Below are 626 nucleotides of genomic sequence, written 5' to 3' on the forward strand. Positions count from 1 at the left end.
CGATAATTGCCGGACACGCTTGAGAGCGTATCTTTCATGTCAGCATGATTCATGTTGTTAAAGAGCCACTGTCAATCGACAGTCACAAACCGGCGTTAACCTGCGGCCAACCTGGCTTGGGACTGTGGACTTGCAGAATCGACTGTTGGGAAGAAGTGGTGGAGCCTACCGAGATCGAAGTCGTGCGCGACTCCGAGCTGACCACCTGTCGTGCAAGGCAGGCGCTCTCCCAGCTGAGCTCATCCAGACTTTCTCAAGGAAAGTGGTGGAGCCTACCGGGATCGAAGTCGTGCGCGACTCCGAGCTGACCACCTGTCGTGCAAGGCAGACGCTCTCCCAGCTGAGCTCATCCAGACTTTCTCAGGGAAAGTGGTGGAGCCAAGCGGGATCGAACCGCTGACCTCCTGCGTGCAAGGCAGGCGCTCTCCCAGCTGAGCTATGGCCCCGAACATGTAATTTCGTTGGTGACAAGGCGCTTTTTGCCGACGTGTAGCCTGCTACACGAGGGAAAAAGCAACGCTGTCTCCAGCGAAATATTGGTGGGTCTGGGCAGACTCGAACTGCCGACCTCACCCTTATCAGGGGTGCGCTCTAACCAACTGAGCTACAGACCCGGCTTTCAACCA

General features: G+C 56.5%; 3 tRNA genes. All 3 read right to left on the bottom strand.

Features of this window, described 5'->3' with window-relative positions:
• Positions 1-156: 156 nt before the first annotated feature.
• Positions 157-245: transfer RNA gene (locus FVV99_RS18470), tRNA-Ala, on the bottom strand.
• 125 nt (positions 246-370) lie between these two features.
• A tRNA-Ala gene (locus FVV99_RS18475) sits at positions 371-446 on the bottom strand.
• A gap of 91 nt (positions 447-537) precedes the next feature.
• Positions 538-614: transfer RNA gene (locus FVV99_RS18480), tRNA-Ile, on the bottom strand.
• Positions 615-626 lie beyond the last annotated feature (12 nt).

It is taken from the genome of Aidingimonas lacisalsi (genome assembly GCF_008079445.1).
In the GTDB taxonomy this organism is placed as follows: Bacteria; Pseudomonadota; Gammaproteobacteria; order Pseudomonadales; family Halomonadaceae; genus Aidingimonas; species Aidingimonas lacisalsi.